Origin of the sequence: Aphanizomenon sp. UHCC 0183, assembly GCF_009712065.1 — a bacterium.
GTDB classification, from domain to species: domain Bacteria; phylum Cyanobacteriota; class Cyanobacteriia; order Cyanobacteriales; family Nostocaceae; genus Dolichospermum; species Dolichospermum heterosporum.
The window spans coordinates 1-3,880 of sequence record NZ_VILC01000158.1 but is presented as its reverse complement, the minus strand read 5'-3'; the positions used below and the strand labels follow the sequence as shown (position 1 = coordinate 3,880).

Annotated in this window: 3 protein-coding genes; 2 read left to right on the top strand and 1 reads right to left on the bottom strand. The window is 39.4% G+C overall.

Annotation, left to right across the window (positions count from 1 at the left end; translation table 11 throughout):
- Positions 1 to 10: 10 nt before the first annotated feature.
- A complete protein-coding gene (locus FJR37_RS25535) occupies positions 11 to 988 on the bottom strand; it encodes a glycerophosphodiester phosphodiesterase (RefSeq protein WP_168467464.1) in 978 nt (325 codons plus the stop codon).
- Positions 989 to 1,195: 207 nt separating this feature from the next.
- On the opposite strand from FJR37_RS25535, the gene ligA reads away from it, so the two are divergent.
- Together ligA and FJR37_RS25525 are read left to right on the top strand one after the other, a co-directional pair.
- Entirely contained in the window at positions 1,196 to 3,241 is a 2,046-nt protein-coding gene (ligA, locus tag FJR37_RS25530) for an NAD-dependent DNA ligase LigA (protein WP_168467463.1), read from the top strand.
- A gap of 80 nt (positions 3,242 to 3,321) precedes the next feature.
- The gene (locus tag FJR37_RS25525; RefSeq protein ID WP_168467462.1) at positions 3,322 to 3,873 is read left to right on the top strand and encodes a fasciclin domain-containing protein; all 552 of its coding nucleotides are present in this window, start codon (positions 3,322 to 3,324) and stop codon (positions 3,871 to 3,873) included.
- Positions 3,874 to 3,880 lie beyond the last annotated feature (7 nt).

Below are 3,880 nucleotides of genomic sequence, written 5' to 3'. Positions count from 1 at the left end.
TATTATTAGATTATTCATAGAGTTTGACTTTTAAGGCTTTATCTGGATAATCACTAAATACACCATCTACACCCAATTTAAAAAATGATTGATATTCCTGTTCAGGATTTCCCTGACAGTCTAAGGGTAAGAAAAAATCCTCATTTCTAAAAGTCCAAGCGTGAACTTGTAAATTAGCTGCATGAGCATCTATAATTAAAGATGTTGGTGATAGTAATTGACCATGATTATCTCTGGGAATTAATAAGTTTTTATTTACACCTATTGCTTGGGCATATTCGGCAATTTCTTTCAACCCTTTTTGATTTAATAAATCTGCATAATTTCGGGGATTATGATTAATCACAAAATCGTAAGGTTGACCAGTATCATTAATGAGTTGGACTAATGGTAAATCTGTTTTTCGAGACAATTCTTTGAGGTTACTAACTTCAAAGGATTGAATAAATATGGGTAAATTAACTGTTTGTAAGCTTAATAATAAAGTGTCTTCTAATGGTAAACCAATTGATTGAAAATAACTGGGATGTTTCGTTTCAGGATAAATGCCGATATTACGGCCAATTGCTTGACTTTTATGCTGGGCTAAATCAATGATTTCTGTAAAAGTGGGAATAGGAAATATTCCTTCATAAACTAGATTTTGAGGGCGTAATTGGGGAATACGTTCTTTAGCTGTTAAGGTTTTGACTTCTGCTATGGTCAAGTCTTCTGTAAACCAACCTGTTTTAATTTCACTATCAATAATTTTCGTGGTTTTTAAATGAGCAAATTCGGGATGATTAGCAATATCTGTAGTTTCAGAGATTTCATTTTCATGACGGGCAATTAAAACACCATCTTTAGTAATAACTAAATCGGGTTCAATATAATCAGCACCTAAATCAATTGCTAATTCATAACTAGCTAAAGTATGTTCGGGACGGTAGCCACTTGCACCACGATGAGCGATAATAATGGGGGGTTTGTTTATGAATGTTTGAGTCATGATGACTGTTGACTGTTGACTGTTCGCTGTTTGCTGTTGACTGTTGACTGTTGACTGTTGACTGTTGACTGTTGACTGTTGACTGTTGACTGTTGACTGTTGACTGTTGACTGTTCCCTGTTCCCTGACCACACAAGTAAATTCACAGAATCAAACCGGATTCCTATAATTAAATTCCCACCGTTATTATTTTTTGTTATGAAACTGATGATGTCAAATCAGCCGGAAGTAAAACGTATAGAAGAGTTACGCCGCTTATTGCAACAAGCTAGTTATGCCTATTATGTTTTAGATGCGCCAGTTATGGAAGATACGGTTTATGATCGGCTGTATCGAGAGTTGCAAGAATTAGAAACACAAAATCCCGAATTAATTACTCCTGATAGTCCAACTCAGCGTGTTGGCGATCGCCCTGCCACCCATTTTACTTCAGTTCGTCACAACATTCCCCTATATAGCCTGGAAAATGCCTTCAATATTGAAGAATTGCAAAGTTGGGATCAGCGGTGGCGGCGATACTCACCTACTCAGTATAATACCGGAGAAGTAGAATATGTATCTGAGTTAAAAATTGATGGTGCAGCTTTGGCTTTGACTTACGAAAATGGCTTTTTAGTCAGGGGGACAACGCGAGGAGATGGGGTAATGGGTGAGGATATTACCCAAAATGTCAGGACTATTCGCTCAATTCCCCTCCGTTTGAATTTTGACGGGTTAGAAAATATTGCTAAGGTGGAAGTCCGAGGAGAAGCATTCTTACCTTTACAGGTATTTAAGGAAATTAATGAGAAGAGACAAAAGGCTGGAGAACAGTTATTTGCTAATCCGCGCAATGCTGTAGCGGGTACGCTCAGACAATTAGATTCACGGATTGTAGCACAGCGACAGTTAGATTTCTTTGCTTATACTCTGCATATTACAGGCTTGGATGATTCTAGTATTGCCAATACTCAATGGGAGGCTTTGGAATTGTTGCAAAAAATGGGTTTTCGAGTGGATACCAATCATAAACTCTGCCATTCTATCGCTGAAGTTGCTGAATATTACCAATATTGGGATACAGAACGGCTGAATTCTCCCTATATGACGGATGGTGTTGTCGTTAAATTAAATACGTTTAGACTCCAAGAACAATTGGGGTTTACACAGAAGTTTCCCCGCTGGGCTATAGCCTTAAAATATCCGGCGGAAGAAGCCCCAACCCGTGTAGTAAAAATTACTGTCAATGTGGGCAGAACTGGGGCATTAACTCCTTTAGCGGAAATGTTGCCAGTACAATTAGCGGGAACAACTGTTTCCCGTGCTACCTTACATAATAGCGATCGCATTGAGCAATTAGATATCCGTATTGGCGACACCGTGATTGTTCGCAAAGCCGGAGAAATCATTCCCGAAGTCGTCCGGGTCATCAAAGAACTACGTCCCGCTGATACTCAACCTTTCATTATGCCCTCCCATTGTCCCGTCTGTGGTCAACAGGTGGTCAGAGAAACGGGCGAAGCTGTTACTAGATGTGTAAATGCTTCCTGTGCTGCGATTCTTAAAGGTGAGGTTGAACATTGGGTCAGTCGTGACGCTTTAGATATTAAAGGTGTGGGAGAAAAGTTGGTGTATCAACTCGTAGACAAGGGTTTAATACATTCCATTGCTGATTTATATGAATTGACAACAGATAAATTATCTGCGTTAGAACGCATGGGACAAAAATCGGCAGAAAAATTGGTGAAGGCGATCGCTCAATCAAAAACCCAACCCTGGTCTAGAGTATTATATGGTTTAGGCATCCGTCACGTTGGCAGCGTCAACGCCCAATTACTCACCGAGAAGTTTACCACCGTCGCCGAGTTAACAGCCGCCAGACAATCAGATATTGCAGGCGTTTATGGTATCGGTGCAGAAATCGCCCAATCAGTCTATCAATGGTTTCGCACCCCAGCCAATCAAACCTTAATCTCCCGTATCCAGACCATTGGTTTACAATTAGCCAACAGCACCCAAACCAAAGTAGCAGCAGAAATTAATCAAAATTTTGCTGGGAAAACCTTTGTCGTCACCGGCACATTACCAACCTTAAAACGGGATGAAGCCAAAGCCCTAATTCAAAAAGCAGGTGGTAAAATTACTGATTCAGTTAGCAAAAAAACAGACTTTTTAGTTGTGGGTGCAGATGCCGGTTCTAAGCTAGAAAAAGCCCAGAATTTAGGAATTAGCCAATTGACAGAGGCACAGTTATTAATAATGCTGGCAGAATAGTTACAAATGAACATAAATTGTTAAATTCTGTTACAATTTTGGTAGTGAATTTCAACTAAAATTTGTGGGAGCGAGAAATCATGAATTCCGTTTTTAGTAAAACACTTGCTATTGCTGTAGCTGCAACCACCCTTTTCGTCAGTGTTCCTGCTTTTGCAGAACACAACCAGAGTGCGCCCATAAGCGAGAAAGCTGATACTAATAAAACCACTGTAGGCACAATTATTGATGTTGCCAGTGGTAACAGTTCTTTTAAAACCCTGGTAACAGCTATTAAAGCAGCAGGTTTAGTAGAAACCCTATCTGGTCAAGGACCATTTACCGTATTTGCACCCACAGACGCAGCCTTTGCTGCCTTACCAAAACGAACTTTAGCAAAACTTTTGAAGCCAGAAAACAAAGGAACTTTAGTCAAAATTCTGACCTATCATGTAGTTTCGGGTGCAGTTTACGCTAAAGATATCAAACCTGGTGATGTAAAAACAGTTGAAGGTCAACCAGTAAATATAAAAGCTAAAAAAGGCGTAGTGTATGTAGGTAACGCCAAAGTTACTAAAGCAGATGTTAAAGCTAGTAATGGCGTAATTCATGTGATTAATAAAGTGCTACTTCCTCCTAATGTGAAGTTGTAGAATTTTT

Coding starts and splice junctions, on each gene's coding strand:
- FJR37_RS25535 (WP_168467464.1), bottom strand. CDS start 988: ATGACTCAAACATTCATAAACAAACCCCCCATTATTATCGCTCATCGT.
- ligA (WP_168467463.1), top strand. CDS start 1,196: ATGATGTCAAATCAGCCGGAAGTAAAACGTATAGAAGAGTTACGCCGC.
- FJR37_RS25525 (WP_168467462.1), top strand. CDS start 3,322: ATGAATTCCGTTTTTAGTAAAACACTTGCTATTGCTGTAGCTGCAACC.